Source organism: Arthrobacter sp. zg-Y20, from assembly GCF_030142075.1.
Taxonomy (GTDB): Bacteria; Actinomycetota; Actinomycetes; order Actinomycetales; family Micrococcaceae; genus Arthrobacter_B.
Genome location: NZ_CP126241.1, coordinates 3,128,148 through 3,143,829 on the forward strand (window position 1 = coordinate 3,128,148; position 15,682 = coordinate 3,143,829).

The 15,682-nt window shown below is 68.0% G+C and carries 13 protein-coding genes; 7 read left to right on the forward strand and 6 right to left on the reverse strand.

Annotation, left to right across the window (positions count from 1 at the left end):
* Positions 1-17: 17 nt before the first annotated feature.
* Entirely contained in the window at positions 18-1,193 is a 1,176-nt protein-coding gene (locus tag QNO06_RS14985) for a M20 metallopeptidase family protein (protein ID WP_227911835.1), read from the reverse strand.
* A gap of 363 nt (positions 1,194-1,556) precedes the next feature.
* Between QNO06_RS14985 and QNO06_RS14990 the strand changes: the two genes are divergently transcribed.
* The 4 genes from QNO06_RS14990 to QNO06_RS15005 all read left to right on the forward strand — a co-directional run bounded on the left by QNO06_RS14990 (position 1,557) and on the right by QNO06_RS15005 (position 6,097).
* Positions 1,557-2,951 carry a sensor histidine kinase gene (locus QNO06_RS14990; protein WP_227911836.1) on the forward strand — a complete coding sequence of 465 codons (1,395 nt, stop codon included), beginning with the start codon at positions 1,557-1,559 and terminating at the stop codon, positions 2,949-2,951.
* Positions 2,952-3,118: 167 nt separating this feature from the next.
* The gene (locus QNO06_RS14995) at positions 3,119-3,874 is read left to right on the forward strand and encodes a response regulator transcription factor (protein WP_227911837.1); all 756 of its coding nucleotides are present in this window, start codon (positions 3,119-3,121) and stop codon (positions 3,872-3,874) included.
* A 109-nt stretch (positions 3,875-3,983) separates the two neighbouring features.
* Positions 3,984-4,865: an ABC transporter ATP-binding protein gene (locus QNO06_RS15000; RefSeq protein WP_227911838.1), complete on the forward strand. Its 882-nt coding sequence runs from the start codon at positions 3,984-3,986 to the stop codon at positions 4,863-4,865.
* On the forward strand, positions 4,862-6,097 hold the full coding sequence (locus QNO06_RS15005; protein WP_227911839.1) for an ABC transporter permease: 1,236 nt from the start codon (positions 4,862-4,864) through the stop codon (positions 6,095-6,097). The genes QNO06_RS15000 and QNO06_RS15005 overlap by 4 nt, the downstream gene beginning before the upstream one ends.
* Positions 6,098-6,099: 2 nt before the next feature.
* On the opposite strand, the gene malQ is transcribed toward QNO06_RS15005, so the two are convergent.
* Positions 6,100-8,274 (reverse strand): 4-alpha-glucanotransferase, encoded by a 2,175-nt coding sequence (malQ, locus tag QNO06_RS15010; RefSeq protein ID WP_227911840.1) that lies wholly within the window; start codon positions 8,272-8,274, stop codon positions 6,100-6,102.
* 66 nt (positions 8,275-8,340) lie between these two features.
* Complete coding sequence (locus tag QNO06_RS15015) at positions 8,341-8,673, reverse strand: DUF6221 family protein (RefSeq protein ID WP_227911841.1); 333 nt, start codon at positions 8,671-8,673, stop codon at positions 8,341-8,343.
* Positions 8,674-8,801: 128 nt separating this feature from the next.
* Here QNO06_RS15015 and QNO06_RS15020 point away from each other — a divergent pair, with 128 nt between their 5' ends.
* Positions 8,802-9,044: a hypothetical protein gene (locus QNO06_RS15020; RefSeq protein ID WP_227911842.1), complete on the forward strand. Its 243-nt coding sequence runs from the start codon at positions 8,802-8,804 to the stop codon at positions 9,042-9,044.
* A gap of 30 nt (positions 9,045-9,074) precedes the next feature.
* Here the strand turns inward: QNO06_RS15020 and QNO06_RS15025 are convergent, their stop codons facing one another.
* Together QNO06_RS15025 and QNO06_RS15030 are read right to left on the reverse strand one after the other, a co-directional pair.
* Positions 9,075-9,839 carry an SDR family NAD(P)-dependent oxidoreductase gene (locus QNO06_RS15025; RefSeq protein ID WP_227911843.1) on the reverse strand — a complete coding sequence of 255 codons (765 nt, stop codon included), beginning with the start codon at positions 9,837-9,839 and terminating at the stop codon, positions 9,075-9,077.
* 176 nt (positions 9,840-10,015) lie between these two features.
* A complete protein-coding gene (locus QNO06_RS15030) occupies positions 10,016-13,483 on the reverse strand; it encodes a bifunctional proline dehydrogenase/L-glutamate gamma-semialdehyde dehydrogenase (RefSeq protein WP_227911844.1) in 3,468 nt (1,155 codons plus the stop codon).
* 139 nt (positions 13,484-13,622) lie between these two features.
* On the opposite strand from QNO06_RS15030, the gene QNO06_RS15035 reads away from it, so the two are divergent.
* Both QNO06_RS15035 and QNO06_RS15040 read left to right on the forward strand, forming a co-directional pair.
* On the forward strand, positions 13,623-14,522 hold the full coding sequence (locus tag QNO06_RS15035; RefSeq protein ID WP_227911845.1) for a LysR substrate-binding domain-containing protein: 900 nt from the start codon (positions 13,623-13,625) through the stop codon (positions 14,520-14,522).
* 174 nt (positions 14,523-14,696) lie between these two features.
* Positions 14,697-15,074, forward strand: a complete 378-nt coding sequence (locus tag QNO06_RS15040) for a hypothetical protein (protein WP_227911846.1) — start codon at positions 14,697-14,699, stop codon at positions 15,072-15,074.
* Between the two features lie 36 nt (positions 15,075-15,110).
* Here the strand turns inward: QNO06_RS15040 and QNO06_RS15045 are convergent, their stop codons facing one another.
* Positions 15,111-15,587 carry a hypothetical protein gene (locus QNO06_RS15045; protein WP_227911847.1) on the reverse strand — a complete coding sequence of 159 codons (477 nt, stop codon included), beginning with the start codon at positions 15,585-15,587 and terminating at the stop codon, positions 15,111-15,113.
* Between the last annotated feature and the right edge of the window lie 95 nt (positions 15,588-15,682).

Sequence of the window (15,682 nt, forward strand, 5' to 3'; positions counted from 1 at the left end):
GCTGCTCACGGCCGGTCCTAGGTCAGCTGGTTGTAAGCGAGCTGGGCCAGGGCGGCGGCCTGGTCTCCCAGCACCGAGTCATCAAAAACCACCCGCGGGGAATGGTTCCAGGCGGCGGTCACCGGATTGAGCGACGGCGGGGTGGCGCCCAGGAAGATGAAGGTGCCGGGCACTTCGTTCAGGATCAGGGAGAAATCCTCCGAGCCCATGAGCGGGTCCCGGGATTCCTGCACCCGCTCCTCGCCGAAGATTTCCCGCAGCCCGGTGACCGCCTCACGGGTGCGGCCGGCGTCGTTGGTGGTGACGGGATAGCGGATGGTGAAGTCCACCTCGGCAGTGCAGCCGTGCGCGGAGGCGATGCCCTCGGCGAGCGCCTTGGATTCGATGATCACCCGGTCCAGGGATTCCTCGGACAGGGTCCGCACCGAGGCGCCCAGGCTGGCGGTATCGGGGATGACGTTGATGGCCTCGCCGGCGGATAGCTGGGTGACGGTGAGCACCACCGGGTCGAAGGCGGAGAACCGGCGGGTGGTCATGGTCTGCAGCGCAGTGGCGATCTCGGTCAGCGCCGGCACCGGGTCAATGGCGGTTTGCGGCTGGGAGCTGTGCCCGCCGGAGCCCTTGACGGTAATCCGCAGTTCGTTGGCGCCGGCCATCAGCGTGCCCGGCTTGGTCCGGAAAACCCCCAGCGGGCCCGGCCGCACATGGATGCCGTACGCCGCCACGGGACGCTGCCCGGCGGCGTCGAGCACGCCTTCCGCGATCATGGCGCTGGCGCCGTCGTGGCCCTCCTCCCCCGGCTGGAACATAAAGACCACGCTGCCGGAGAGGTCTTCCTGCTGGGCGCTGAGCAGCCGGGCCGCGCCGACCAGCCCGGCCACATGCAGATCATGCCCGCAGGCGTGCATGTTGCCGTTGGTGGAGGCATAGTCCAGGTCGGTCAGCTCGGCCACCGGAAGGGCATCCATGTCCCCGCGCAGCAGCACCACCGGTCCGGGTTCGGCGCCGCGCAGCACCGCCACCACGGAGGTGGACTTCATCCCCAGGGTGATTTCCAGATCCAGGCCCTCCAGGGCGGCGAGGATTTTCTCCTGGGTGAGCGGCAGGTCCAGGCCGGTCTCCGGTTCGCGGTGCAGGCTGCGGCGCAGCGCCACCAGCTCCGGAAGAATGGCCTGTGCTTCTTCAACAAACATGCTTTGAGTCCTGTCATCCACGCTGATGCCCGGCCGTCCGTACCCGGTTGCCGCTACCTACGCAGTAAATCACTCCTTGCACTCCAGCACAGCCTTGGGCGGGCAAACCTGGCCGGTTCCGGTCCGACGACGGCGCCTCCGCAGGCGTTCCGCTCCCGCTCCCCGCACCTTGTGGCAATTCCCGCACTGCGCGGCGCGGGGAATGACGCAAAACGCGGCGAACCGGACAAAGCGCGGGGAATGGCTGCGCCAGCAAGGCCGCATCCGTGTCCGGGTTCCGGTCCGACGACGGCGCCTTCCCTCCCACGTCCCTCATCCCCGCGGCGGAGCCCCGCACCCTTTCCGGCTCCTAGACTGGGCAGCATGATTGACACCCTGGCCTTCGACAGCCCCGGCCGGCGTGCGGAAACCCCGCCCGCGCCGCACTGGCGCGCCCGCCTCCCCTGGCGTACCGGCGAAGACTGGGAACGTCCCGGGCCCACGCCTAATCAGCAGCGCAACGACGTAGTCGGCGCCGTGGTCCTGCTGCTGGTTTCGGCACTGGTTCTGGAGGTTAGCCGCGGCATCGGCGCGGCAGCGGGTGAAACCCGGCCCATCTGGCTCCAGCACCTGGCCTTGGCCCTGATCATCCTGCCGCTGATGGTTCGGCGCCGCTTCCCCGTGACGGTCATGCTGCTGTGCAGCACCGGCTTCCTGTGCCTGTCCCTGCTGGTCCCGTCGGTGAGCACGCAGTTGACGTTCGCGGGCGCTTACTTCGCCGCCCTCTATACGGCCGTGGCGTGGTCCCGGGACCGCCGGATCCTGTGGATGGGATCTGCGGTGGTCATTGCCGTGATGGCTTTGTGGGTGTTGCTCTCCTTCACCGTGTCCTCCGCCTATGACGGCATGCTGGAACGCCTGATGGAGGGCGACGAGACCTACCGCGGTGTCCTCCCGCCCCTGGCATCCCTGGCCATCTACAACTCGCTGATCAACGCGGCATACTTCGGCGGGGCCATTATTTTCGGGATGGGTGCCTGGCGTGCTGCCCACCGGCGGGAGCTGCTGGTGAAGCAGTCCGCCCAGCTCGAGGCGCAGTCCGCGGAGCTGGCACGGCAGGCGGTGCTGGACGAACGCCTGCGCATTGCCCGGGAACTGCACGACGTCGTCGCCCACCACATTGCGGTGATCGGCGTCCAGGCCGGTGCCGCGCGGCGGGTCCTGGAGAAAAAGCCCGAGGCCACCGCCGGCGCCCTGCAGACCATCGAGGCCTCGTCCCGGGAAGCGGTCGCGGAAATGCGTTCGCTGCTCGGTGTGCTCCGTGCCGGCGAGGAACCACCCGCAGCGTCCGACGGCGGGGCGAGGCGCACGCCCGAGCCGGGGCTGGCGGAGCTGCCGGCGCTGGTGGCCGAGCACCAAAAGCTGGGCTTGTCGGTCACCTACCACCGCTCCGAAGAGACTCCCGGGGACTTGGACGCAGTCCCCGCGCCCATGGCCCTGTCCATTTACCGAACCATCCAGGAATCGCTGGCCAACGTGCGCCGGCACTCCACGGCCGGGTCCGCCGTCGTCGCCCTGCGCACCGGTAAGGCGGAAACCGGCAGCTGGGTGGAGGTGGAGACCGTCGACGACGGGCGGCCCCGCTCGAGCAGTACCGCCGGCTCCGGTTTCGGCATCCGCGGCATCCGGGAACGGGCCGCACTGCACGGCGGCGAGACGGAAATCGGTCCCCGATCCGGCGGGGGCTGGCGGGTCCGGGTCCGCTTCCCGGTGCGCTGAGGCCCGAGCCGCGAACCGCCGCCAACGGTCACAGTCCCGTCACATCCCGGGCCGCGCCGGGGATTCCCTCCCGACCCGCGCCGCTGCCCGCTACCGTGGCTGCCGGGGGCGGCAGCGTGCTGCCATTTGCCCGGGCCGTGCCCGGGCAGAAAGGAAGAGACACAGAGATGGAACCGATCCGGGTGCTGCTGGCCGATGATCAGGCGCTGGTGCGGGCGGGCTTCGCCATGATGCTCTCCGTGGAAGAGGAAATCGAGGTGGTGGGGCAGGTAGCCAACGGCCGCGAGGCGGTGGACTTCGCCGCTGCGCATCCGGTGGACGTCATCCTGATGGATGTGCAGATGCCCCAGCTGGACGGGATCCGTGCCACGGAAGAAGTCGTCCGGGCCGGCACGGCCAAGGTCATCATCCTGACCACCTTTGAACGCGACGACTATCTCTTCGACGCCCTGCGGGCCGGAGCCAGCGGTTTCCTGCTCAAGAACGCCGATCCGGATGACCTGGTGGCAGCTGTGCACGCAGTGGCCGGCGGCCACGCCCTGCTGGCACCGGAAATGACGGTGCGCGTCATTGAACGCTTTGCCCGGCAGGCCCAGGAACAGTTTGTTCCCGGCGGCGGCCCCGCAACCGCACCGGAAGGAACCGCATCCCCGGGAACGCAGCCCGCGCCGTCGGCCGCCACCGCCGCCCAGCGGAAGCTGCTCGCCACCCTGACCGCCCGCGAACGTGAAGTTTTGATGAATGTGGCGGCCGGGCAGTCCAACGCGGAAATAGCCGCCGGCATGTTCGTGGCCGAGGCGACGGTCAAAACCCATGTCTCCAACCTGCTGGCCAAGATCCAGGTCCGTGACCGGGTGCAGGCCGTGGTCTTCGCCTACGAATCCGGGCTCATCCTTGCGGGGGACAAACCCGCCGCCGGGTAGGCGCCGCGGATTCCCCCTGGCGGGCGATCCGCCCCGCTCGGCGGATGCCTAAACTCGGAAGCAGCAGAACACCACCGAGCCCGGCACACCGGGAAAAGGAGCAGCCGCCATGCTGCAGGTCCGCAACCTCACCCGGCGTTTCGGGGAGAAAACGGCTGTCGACGACGTGACGTTCGACATTCCGTCCGGCCAGATGACCGGCTTTGTCGGCGCCAACGGTGCCGGGAAAACCACCACCATGCGCATGATCATGGGCGTACTGACCGCCACCTCCGGGGAAGTGCTGCTGGACGGCGCCCCCTTGACCGCCCAGCGGCGGGCAGCCTTCGGGTACATGCCCGAAGAACGCGGCCTGTACCCCAAGCAGCCCATCATCGACCAGCTGGTCTACCTGGGCCAGCTGCACCGGATGAGCCAGTCCGCGGCCCGCCGTGAAGCCCTGGACCTGCTGGAACGCTTCAATCTGGCGGACCGCAGTAAGGACAAACTGGAATCGCTGTCCCTGGGCAACCAGCAGCGCGTGCAGATTGCCGCATCCCTGCTGCACCGGCCAACCGCGCTGATCCTGGACGAACCCTTCTCCGGGCTGGACCCGGTGGCCGTGGATTCCATGGTGGAACTGCTGCGCGAGCGTACCGCCGCCGGTGTGCCGGTGCTGTTCTCCAGCCACCAGCTGGACCTGGTGGACCGGCTTTGCGACAACCTGGTGGTGCTGCAGCAGGGACGCCTGATGGCCGCGGGCTCCGGCGACGAGCTGCGCGCCGCGGTCCCCCGCCGGCACCGCATCACGGTTTCCCCCGACGCCGGCTGGCTGCGGGAAGAGGCCGGGCTGAGGGTCATTGACGTCGCCGGTCCCACGGCCCTGGTGGAGTTCGACGACGACTCCGGCGCCCAGCGCACCCTCGCCTCCGCCGTCGCGCGGGGTACGGTGCACGAATTCACCCCCATCCGCCCCTCCCTGAGCGACATTTACCGTGAGGTGACCGCATGAGCACTGCAACCCGTACCCCGGAGAAACCAGAGAACCCGGAGAAAACCGCCGAACAAGGCAGCACCACCCCTGCCTGGGCCGTGGTGACGCTGCGCGAGGTCATGGTCAAGATGCGGGACCGCACCTACATGATTTCCACCCTGGTCACCATGGTGCTGATTGTCGGCAGCGTCCTGTTCAGCGGCTACATGTCCTCCCGCGCTTCCGATTTCACCGTGGCGGTCACTGATTCCGCCGGTTCGGAGATCATCACCGGCGCGGACGCCGTCGGACAGGAAAATGACGGGAACACCTCCTTCGAGGTCCGGACCGCGGACTCCGAGGACGCCGCCCTGCAACTGGTCCGCGACGAAGAGGCCGACGCCGCACTGCTGCGCGGGGAGGAGGGCACCTGGACGCTCACCGGCCGGGAAGACATCGATGCGGAACTGCGCGGACCGGTGGCGGATGCCCTGACCAGCTACGTCATCAGCACCAACGCCGCCGCAGCCGGAACCACGGCTGAGGAACTGACCGCCGGCAGCAAGCTGGACGAAGCCCTGCTCGAAGGCGACGCCGAGAACTCCTCGGTGGCTTCCGCCGTCGGTTTCGTGTTCAGTTTCCTCTTCTACATGGCCACCATCATCTTCGGGATGGCGATTGCCACCTCGGTGCTGGAGGAGAAGCAGAACCGGGTGGTGGAGATCCTGGCCACCGCCATCCCCATCCGCCAGCTGCTCTACGGCAAGGTGGCCGGCAACACCGTGCTGGCCATCATCCAGCTGGCCCTGTACGCCGGGGCGGCCCTGCTGGCGATGAACCTAACCGGAACCGCGGAGACGCTGGGCTTCATCATCCCGGTCTCGGGCTGGTTCCTGGTCTTCTTCCTGGTCGGGTTCCTGATCCTCGCTGCCGGCTGGGCCATGCTTGGTTCCATGGCCAGCCGCAACGAGGACCTGAACAGCAGCTCCACCCCCGTGATGGCGGTGATCATGGCTGCCCTGTTCGCGGGGATATTCGCCAAGGGGCAGCTGCTGGTGCTCGCGTCCTTTGTCCCGGTGATCTCCTCGGTGGCCATGCCCATCCGGATGCTGAGCACCGAAGTGCCGCTGTGGCAGTCCCTTGCCTCACTGGTTCTGGCACTGGCGGCAGCTTACGGCCTGCTGTCCTTCTCGGCACGGATCTACCGCCGGGCCGTCATGCAGAGCGGCGGCTCGCTGACACTGCGCAAGGCCATGAAGCTCGAGGAGTAGGCCTAGATCCCCTTCTGCATCAGCGCAGCCAGGGACCGGAACCGGGGGTTTTTCTCCAGGTCGTCCAGCAGAACCGCCTCTCCGTCGGGACCGCAGAGGGGTATCCGCCAGTTCGGGTATTCATCGGCGGTCCCGGGCTGGTTCTGGGTCTTCTTCTCCCCCACCAGATCCGCCAGGGCAACCCCGAGCAGCACCGAGGGCGTCTGCAGGATGAACTCGTGCAGCGCCTCCACCGTCTGCTGGATCTGCTCGCCGCGCAGCTGCCCCGCGACCTGCCCCTCGGCGGCGGCGGGCAGCAGGCCGCGCTGGCGCAGCGCCTCCAGTACGGCTTCCTGCGCCTCGCTGTCCGCCTGGCGCTCTTCTTCCACGGGCCGGTTCAGCAGGCCCAGTTCATCGCGCAGGTTCACGTGCTCTCCGGCCAGGTATCCCGCGGTGGGCGGCAGGTCATGGGTGTTCACGCTGGTCAGCGCGCCCGCCCGGTACTCCTCGGGGGCCAGCGGGCCGTCCTCGGTCTGCTCGAACCAGAGGATGGACGTGCCCAGCACCCCGCGTTCAGCCAGGTAGTCCTGCACCCACGGCTCGAAGACGCCCAGGTCCTCGCCGATGACGACGGCGCCGGCACGCTGCGCTTCCAGGGCCAGAATGCCGATCAGTGCCTCGTGGTCGTAGTAGACGTAGGCGCCCTCACCGGGAGACTCGGCGTCCTGGGGGATCCACCACAGCCGGAACAGGCCCAGGATGTGGTCCACCCGGATCCCGCCGGCGTGCCGGAGGATGGTGCGGATCATGTCCCGGTATGCGGCGTAGCCGGACTCGGCCAGGCGGCCCGGGTGCCACGGCGGCTGGCTCCAGTCCTGTCCGCGCTGGTTGAACATGTCCGGCGGGGCTCCCACGGAAATGCCGGAGGTCAGCACGTCACGCAGCATCCAGGCATCCGCACCGGCGGGGTGTACCCCCACCGCCAAGTCGTGGATGACGCCGATTCCCATGCCGGCCTTCCGGGCCGCCTGCTGCACGGCTTCGAGCTGTTCGTCGAGGATCCACTGCAGCCACTTGAAGAAGCCGATCCGTTCCTGGAGCCTGGGCAACTGCGCCAGCACGTACTCGCTGTCCGGACCGGAGGCGTCGTCCCATTCCGGGGCGCCCGGCGCCAGTTCCTCGGCCAGCGCACACCAGCGGGCGAAGTTCTCCAGGCCCTGGCCTGCGTCGGCCGTGAATTCCTCGAACTGCCGCTGCCGGGCCGGGCTGCGCGGGACGCGGTAGACGTCTTCGAGGACCTTCAGCTTCCCGGCGAAGCTGGCGTCCCGGTCCAGTTCGGCAGCGGAGGTGTTGGCCTCATACAAGCTGCGGGCGGTGTCCTCGGCCGCCCGGTGCTGCGCATCGCCCAGGTAGGCGTACTCCGGCACGGCTTCCACCCGGATATACAGCGGGTTGAAGAACCGCCGGGTGGTGGGCAGGTAGGGGGACGGTTCAATGGGCGGCGCAGGCTCGGCGGCGTGCAGCGGGTTGATCAGGACGAATCCGGCGTCATAGTCCGAGCCGGCGACGGCGGCCAGGTCCGCCAGGTCGGTCAGGTCACCGATGCCCCAGGACCTGGAGGAGCGCACCGAATACAGCTGGGCCTGCACTCCCCAGGCCCGCTTGGCCAGCAATGCGTCGGCGGTACCCAGCCGGTCCGGCGTCACCACCAGGACCGCCTCAGCCCGGGTAGCTCCGCTCGTCAGCTCCAGTCGGTGCCAGCCCAGTTCCAGCCCCTCGGGCAGCGGCACCGCGGTGCGGGCCACCAAAGTGCCGTCCACCTCCAGTTCCGCTTCGGGGGTGTCCGGCCAGTCCAGGTCCTGTTCGCTGCCGTCTTCGAGCCGGAGGGTCAGCTGTGCGGAACTCCCGGCGGGCAGGTGCACCGCGACAGTGCCCGGGATGCCCTGCCGGACGACGGCGGTGGGCGGCAGCGGCCCCTTCCAGACGGCGGCCCGGGACTGTGCCAGTGACCGTTCCAGATCCTTATCCGTAGCCGTGTCCAGCCCCATGGCGGACAGCACCCGGCGCAGGGTGGCGTCCGTGACCTGTTGTTCGGACCCGTCCCAGCCCTTGAACGTGGTGGCGACGTGGTGGAAGTCAGCGAGCTGGTGGAGCAGATCGGTGTCCGGCACAGATTGATCAGTAGGCTTTGCACTCATGGAACCAATCTATTGCCCAAAGCGCTCCGACGCATACGCGGGCCCCACGGCCCGCCTGGTGGCCGGTTAGGGGCGTTCCTGCGTGAGCCGCCACGCGTCCTGGAAATCCGGGTGGTCCTCGTGCACGGCGGCGAGGGCGGACAGGGCCAGCCGCGTCCATTCCAGTTCTTCCCGGAACCGGGGATCATCCTCGTCCTCTTCGTCCAGGATCATGCGGGAGAGGGCATGCCGGCGTGCTCCGCCGATGATCTCAATGAGCATGAGCTTGGTTTCGCATTCCTTCAGCAGGCGGTCTTCATACCAGCGGTCGGAGAGGGAAACGTTCGGGGAGGCGAGGAGTTTGCGGGCTTCGGAGATGTCTTCCTGGAAGCGTGTGACCAGGAAATCCACGATATCCATGGCCGAATCCTACCCGCGGCTGCCGTCCGGGGGTGAGGGTTGCATGCGTGATCGGGAATATTTGATGCATATGCGTTTGTTGGCATAAATATCAGCCCGCTAGGAATCAACCCACTAGGAGACGCCCTTTGCCGGTAGCAAGCGCCCAACCTTCAGCCCCCTCGGCCCGAACCGTGCGTGCCAAGCGCGTACGCAGCATCCGTTCCCTTCACCGCGGTGACACCGTGGAAGCCCGCAGCGGCGGGGAAACCTATTTCCGCGGCTCCGTACAAGAGACTGCCCCGGGACTGGCCACTGTCTGGATCCGCGACGAATCCACCGACGTGCGGACCGCCGTCAGCATGGATGACTTCTCGCTCTGGAAGGTCTAGTGCCGCTTCGAGGATCAGAGCGGCAACGCCTCAGCGGTCAATCAGCGCACCGGCGCTGATGTTCAGTGTGGCGGCAGTCATGCTGGCAGCGCGGTCCGAGGCCGCAAACGCCGCCGCATAGCCGACGTCGTCCAGCGTGGCGGCACGGCCCAGCATGGTGGCGTTGGTGATGGTGTCGGCAATCTCGCCGGCACCTTCCATATTTTCCGGCAGGGTTTCCGGAATGCCCCCGGTGCGCAGGGTCAGGACCCGGATGCCGTAGCGCCCCAGCTCACTGGAGAGCTGCCGGCGCATCGCTTCCATGGCTTCGAACGCGGTCTGCAATCCGCCTAGGTACAGACCCGGCACGGGGTCCCCGGACCCGCCGAAGGCCAGGATCACCCCCGAACGCTGCCTCATCATGTGCCGGGCTGCGGCCTGCGAGGTGAGGAAAAAGGTCTGCACCGCGGTGTCCACCGGGCGCAGGTACTCCGCCACGGGCATTTCCACCATGGGGGTGCCCTGCACGTCTCCGTGCTGAATTACGTTCAGGGAGATGTCCAGGCTTCCCGCCGCGGCCGCTACGTCGTCGGCATGCTGGTTCACGGCCCGCTCGTTGGTGGCATCCAGCAGTGCCGTGTCCGCCACTCCCCCGGCTGCCCTGATCGCCGCGGCCACCGCCTGCAGCGGCTCCGGGGTGCGCCCGGCAAGGAACACGCGGGCCCCTTCCCGGGCGAAGGCCTGCGCCACCGCGCCGCCGATAGCCCCGCCGCCACCGTAGATGACGGCGTTCTTGCCCATAAGCAGCGGCTGCATGTTTGCCTCCCGGACGGCGTGCCGAAGCCCGATACACCCCGGCCACCCCATCATCAGCCGCCATTGCAGCGGGGACAAGGGCGGGCCCGGGCGAATGTACAGAAGGGCGGGAAGCTTACGGCTTCCCGCCCTTCTGTACTTTTCTGCGGTGCTTTTCCCGGCAGGCGGCCGCGGAGCTAGATCAGCGCATCCGAAAGGTGGTTCGGCGTGCCGAAGCGGTGCGCCGTGATGCTGACGGCCTGCTCATGCAGGAACGGCAGCAGCTCCAAGCGGCCGGATTCGGTGACCGGCTGGGCGTACACGGCAATATCCGGGGTGCCGCCGGTCGCCTCGGCCAAGGCCCGGGCGGAACCGCCGATCAGCCGGACCCGGCCGTTCTTCAGCGAGGCAGCGGCGGAAGCCAGCCAGGCGGCGTCGTCCTCCACCCGGAACTGGAGCCCGAGTTCGGTCAGGACCGCCCGCACGCCGGCGGGGAGGTCGACGGCGGTGGATACGGCCACCGTTGACCCTGCCGTCAGCGCTGCGGTCAGCACCCGGACGAGCCGGGCCGCCGGCTGGCCCTCGGACAGGCGGACAGTCACCGGCACGGGAACGTACCGGAACACGTTGCGCTCTGCGGAGAGTGCGGAGACGTCCTTGGCGGTGCCGAATTCGCTGTTCCAGGCCTGCGCGTCACGGTTCGCCGCGCGGCGGAGGAAGGCGGCGTCGTCGGCGCTGAAGGCCGACGCGGCCGATTCCGCCGCAGCTACCAGGCGTGCCGCCGGCGCTGCTGCGGGGAGCTCAAGGGCTGCCTCGGAGGTGCCGTCTACCGCTTCCCAGTTGCCCAGCCCGATGAGGTAGTTGGGGCCACCCGCCTTGGTGCCGGCGCCCACGGCCGATTTCTTCCAGCCGCCGAAGGGCTGGCGGCGCACAATGGCGCCGGTGATGCCGCGGTTCACGTAGAGGTTGCCGGCAGAGATGCGGTGAAGCCATACATCCATCTCCGCCGGGTCCAGCGAGTGCAGGCCGGCGGTGAGGCCGTAGTCAATGTCGTTGGCCATCTCGATGGCCTCTTCCAGCGTGTCCGCCGTCATCACGCCCAGGATCGGGCCGAAGTACTCGGTGAGGTGGTACTCGGAGCCGCGGCGGACGCCGGTGCGGATGCCCGGGCTCCACAGCCGGCCGCTCTCGTCGAGCTGTTCGGGCTGCAGCAGCCAGGTTTCCCCAACGCCCAGTTCGGTGAGGCCGCGCAGCAGCTTGCCGGCGGCCGGTTCGATGATCGGGCCCATCTGCGTGGTGGGATCCTCCGGGTAGCCGACCTTCAGGGACTGCACGGCGTCCACCAGCTGGTTGCGGAAGCGCGGGGACTTAGCCACGGAGCCGACCAGGATTACCAGCGAGGCGGCCGAGCACTTTTGCCCGGCGTGCCCGAAGGCGGAGGCGGCGACGTCACGGGCGGCCAGGTCGAAGTCAGCGCTCGGAGTGACAATCACGGTGTTCTTGCCGGAGGTCTCGGCCAGCAGCGGCAGGTCCGGGCGGAAGGAGCGGAACAGTTCGGCCGTCTCGTAGCCGCCGGTGAGGATCACGCGGTCCACGGCCGGGTTGGAAATCAGCTGGCGGCCCAGTTCCTTTTCGCCCAGCTGGACCATCTGCAGCACGTCGCGCGGGACGCCGGCTTCCCAGAGGGCTTCCACCATCACGGCGCCGGAGCGCGCGGACTGGCGGGCGGGCTTGATGACGACGGCGGACCCGGCGGCCAGCGCTGCCAGGGTGGAGCCGGCGGGAATGGCCACCGGGAAGTTCCACGGCGGGGTGACCACGGTCAGGCGGGAGGGCACAAACCGGGCACCTTCCACGGTGTCCAGTTCACGGGCCAGCTCGGCGTAGTAGTGCGCGAAGTCTATGGCCTCGGAAACCTCGGGGTCCGACTGGTCCAGGGTCTTGCCGGTCTCGGCGGCCATGACCTCCATCAGGTCGGCGCGGCGGGCCTCTAGGACTTCACCGGCGCGGTGCAGCACTTCGGCCCGCTCCGCACCGCTGAGCGCACCCCAGGCCTTGCCCTGGGTGACGGCGGTGTTGATGACGGCTTCCAGCTCGGCTTCGGTGCTGACTGCGGCGGCGGCCACAGCGGCCTCGCCCAGGTCCGAGCCGGGCACACGCGCCAGGATGCCGCGGCCCCAGGCCTGGTTGGCGGGCAGCGACGGATCGCTGTCCGGAGTGTTGTCGAAGCTGTCCGCGGCGGCAGCGGCGGCCGGCATGCTGCGGTCCTGCACGCGGTGCGGTGCGGGAACGGCGGTGTCCAGGTTCTCCAGCGAGGCCAGGAAACGCAGCTTTTCCCGCTCGAACAGGGCCTCGTTCTCGGCCAGCTCGAAGACGGCTGACATGAAGTTCTCGGAGCTGGCGCCCTCTTCAAGGCGGCGGATCAGGTAGGCGATGGCGACGTCGAACTCCGCCGGGTGCACCACCGGGGTGTAGAGCAGCAGGCTGCCGACGTCGCGGCGCACCACTTCGGCCTGGCCGGCGGCCATGCCCAGCAGCATTTCGAATTCGATGCCGTCCCGCACGCCGCGTTCCCCGGCCAGCAGCCAGGCGAAGGCGACGTCGAACAGGTTGTGCCCGGCCACGCCGATCCGCACGTTGGAGATCCGGTCCGGGTGCAGGGCGTAGTTGATGACCCGCTTGTAGTTGGTGTCGCTGTCCGCTTTGGTGTGCCAGGTGGCCAGCGGCCAGCCGTGCAGGGAGGCTTCCACCTGCTCCATGGGCAGGTTCGCGCCCTTGACCACCCGCACCTTGATGGCGGCTCCGCCTTCGGCACGGCGGGCGGCAGCGAATTCCTGCAGCCGCATCATGGCCGAGAGGGCGTCCGGCAGGTAGGCCTGGAGCACGATGCCGGCTTCGAGATCCCGGAACTCGGGGTTGGAGAGGAGCCCGGTGAAGACCGCCATGGTCATCTCCAGGTCCTTGTATTCCTCCATGTCCAGGTTGATGAACTTCTTCACCGGGGACTGCGCGGCGCGGCGGAAGAGCGGAGTCAGCGACTCGATGACGTGCTGCACGGCCTCGTTGAAGGCCCACGGCGAGTGCGGGGCCACGGTGGCGGAGACCTTGATGGAGACGTAATCGACGTCGTCGCGGGCCAGCAGTGCGTGTGTGCCCTCGAGCCGGCGGGCGGCTTCATGCTGGCCCAGGACGGCTTCGCCCAGCAGGTTCATGTTCAGCCGGATGTTCTCCTTGCGGATGCCGGCGATGGCCTTGCCCAGCTTGGCGTCGGTGGCGTCCACAATCAGGTGGCCGACCATTTCGCGCAGCACCCTGCGGGCGGCCGGAATGACGATCTGCGGCACCACCGGGCCCAGGATGCCGCCCGCGCGGACGGCCGCGCGCATGTACCAGGGCAGGAAGCCGGGCACGCGCGGGGCCAGGGCGGCCAGGTTGCGGGCGGCGACGCGGATGTCTTCGGGGCGGACGACGCCGTCCACGAAGCCCACGGTGAAACCGAGGCCGTCGGGGTCCTTGAGGACGCCGGCCAGCTGCGCTGCGGAGGCGTCCACGGGGACGGCTGCGGCCTCGGTGAGCCAGCGGCGGACGAGGGCTACGGACTGCTCTGCCAGCGCGGCGTTGGGGACGGCATCGGCGGTGGCGCGGTCCTCAAAGGTGTCGGTCATTTTCCTGGTGCTCTTTTCGTCTAACAAGTGGGGTTCCCCCGAGGTACTGACTCAGTATCCGCTTGTAGTTCAATTAGATAAAGCGATCTTTTCCGACCAATACTGGTCAGCTTTCCTGAACGTTCTACGAGGGGTTCCCGTGCTCGATATCCGCCGGCTGCGGCTTCTGCGTGAATTGAAGGTCCGGGGTACCTTGGCGTCTGTGGCCACCGCGCTGAACTTCAGTCCGTCCTCCGTATCCCAGCAGCTGGCCCTGCTGGAAAAGGAGGTGGGAGTGGAGCTGCTCCGCAAGACCGGCCGCCGGGTGACACTGACGCCGCAGGCGGAAATCCTGGTGGACCACGCCGCCCGCATCCTGGACTCCATGGAATCCGCCGAGGCGGATCTGGCCGAGTCGCTGACCACGGTTGCCGGCACGGTCCGGGTGGCCGTATTCCAGTCCGCCGCGCTGGCGCTGATGCCGGACGCGCTGACCATCCTGGGCCGGGACTACCCCGAGGTGCGTATTGAAATGACCCAGCGCGAACCGGAAACGGCACTGTATGAAACCTGGGCCCGGGACTTCGACCTGGTTATTGCCGAGCAGTACCCCGGGCACGCCGCTCCGAGGCATCCCGGGCTGGACCGGGAACAGCTGACCACTGACGCCATCCATCTGGCCGTGCCTGCGGAGAACCTGGGCGGGCCGGATATCCGCTCCATTGCCGACACTGCCTCCCTGGCCTGGGTCATGGAGCCCCGCGGTGCAGCTTCGAGGCACTGGGCGGAGCAGGCCTGCCGGCAGGCCGGGTTTGAACCGGATGTGCGGTATGAAACGGCGGACCTGCAGGCGCAGATTCGGCTGATCGAGTCCGGCAACGCCGTCGGGCTGATGCCGGAGCTGGTCTGGACGGGCCGGCCCCCGACCGTGCGGCTGCTGGATTTGCCGGGCAAACCGCGGCGGACCATCTTCACTTCGGTGCGTGAGGCCGGCAGCCAGCGTCCGGCCATCCGTGCCTGCCGGGAAGTGCTGGAACGGACGGCCCGGCTGGTGGCGTAGGGGCTTGGGGTGTACTCCTGCCGGTTTGGGATTCTCCTGCCGGTTTGGGAAATCCCTCCGCTGCGCACTGGCAGGAATTTCCCAAACTGGCAGGGATTTCCCAAAGTGTCAGGGTTTCCGAAGTGCGGAACTCCGGAATCGCCGTTCGCCGTTCGCCGTGCAAGGATTCGGTCCATGGACGCAGCATTTGTGAGGTACCAGGCGACAGAACTCAGCCGCCGCGGAAACAGGGTGGGGATCTTTGGCTTAGCCAACAGCCTGGCCGCAGAGGAAAAGCTGTCCCGGGACGACAGTGAGTGGCTGGCCAGTGCCAACGCCTGGTACAACGCCGCCTACCCGGATCCGTGCGTGTCAGACCCCTCGGTGTATGACCGGGATCTCCACCCGCACGCGCAGGCCTGGTTCAAGAGCACGGCCGTTCATCTGCTGGCCAGGGTTCCGGGGTACCTCGCCCTCTTGGCCCGCTACGGAGTTCAATGGGAGGAAGTCCGGTCGGCACATCCCGGAACCGTTATCTATGAGGATGCCGTCCAGGTAGTGGTGGATCCGTAACCGGGAACGCCGTCAAGACCTGGCATTTAGCCGGACTCAGCCCACTTCGTAGGGCGCGCACGTTGCTTGGAGGTCCGCAATGGTGCTTTGCCAGGCGAACATGTCGAAGCTCGATCCGGCAGCCTGACTTTCGGCCGCAATGATGGCCTTACCCAAGGACGAGACCAGCCCATCCAACTGCACATCCAGACCCTCCGGCGCGGTGAGGGCGATGCTGCGGATCTGCTTCTCCACTGTGCGGGCGCTTTCTGCCGGCCCGTTGAATCCGTAGGTACCCTCATTGATTCGCACGAAATAGCTGGCCTGGGAAAGCACCCCTTTGCCCTCCGGCCCGAGGAGTTTGCGGCAGGACTGCTCCAGTGAATCCTTTGCCGACGCCGTCGGAGTGGCGGAAGGCGCGGGGGTAGCGGAAGGCGCTGCCGGTGCCCCGGCGGGTTCGGTTTCCGTCCCTGCCGCACTGCAACCGGTGGTGAGCATCAGGGCAAGGGTCGCAATGGCGGCGGTTTTTCGCACGGTTCCCCCGGGAATCGAAGACAGTTGCCCCACCTTAGCGGGTAACAACGGGGACGGGAAACCTTCCGGCGTGCCGCCTGGAGCCACAACGAAAC